Consider the following 700-nt stretch of genomic DNA (forward strand, 5'->3'; position numbering starts at 1 on the left):
GCCAGTCGCCGATCAGGCGGCTGCAAGCGCCTTAGCATTGCCCGGCGGCCGACCGCGGCGCTTTGCCGGAGTAGCGTCATCCGAGGTCGACCCATCCTGGGAGGCTTTGGCCAACGATTGACGGCCCATCTTCCCCAGGCCCAGGTTTCTAGCAAGCTCGGAGCGCTGAGCCGAATAGGCCGGCGAGGTCATCGGATAATCAACCGGCAGACCCCACTTCTCGCGATAGGCCTCGGGTGTCAGACCTCGGATGGTGAGATGCCGACGCAGGGTCTTGTAGGACTTACCGTCCTCGAAGCTGATCAGTGCATCAGGGGTGATCGACTTCTTGATTTGCGCCGGCGTCAGTTTCTCTTTCGTCGGGGTCTCGACCGATGTTCCCCCTGCTAATCCAAGGAGGGCGGCGTGGACGTTGGCGATCAGCGCCGGCAGTTCAGAGGCTGGAACGGAATTGTGGGAGACGTAGCCTACGACCAGATCGGCCGCGAGAGCGAGACGGTCGGTTTCCGGCAGAGATGTCATGTCGTCCATGAACGGTTCCTGTTCTGGTAGGCCCTGAAAGGCCGAAGGCTTTCGGCCGAGCGATATCCATGCAAGCGTAATCTGTCCCGGCATACGGCGCTAACCCGCATAGAGCTTGCCTTAGGACTTTTTTTACACTGTTTCCATAGGGCATATTAAATTGTAGAGGAGCCGGCCT

1 protein-coding gene is annotated in these 700 nt (G+C 59.6%); it reads right to left on the reverse strand.

The window, feature by feature from the left end:
* Positions 1-12 precede the first annotated feature (12 nt).
* Complete coding sequence (locus G3T14_RS24500; protein WP_163645050.1) at positions 13-531, reverse strand: MucR family transcriptional regulator; 519 nt, start codon at positions 529-531, stop codon at positions 13-15.
* Between the last annotated feature and the right edge of the window lie 169 nt (positions 532-700).

Origin of the sequence: Methylobacterium sp. BTF04 (assembly GCF_010692745.1) — a bacterium.
GTDB lineage: Bacteria > Pseudomonadota > Alphaproteobacteria > Rhizobiales > Beijerinckiaceae > Methylobacterium.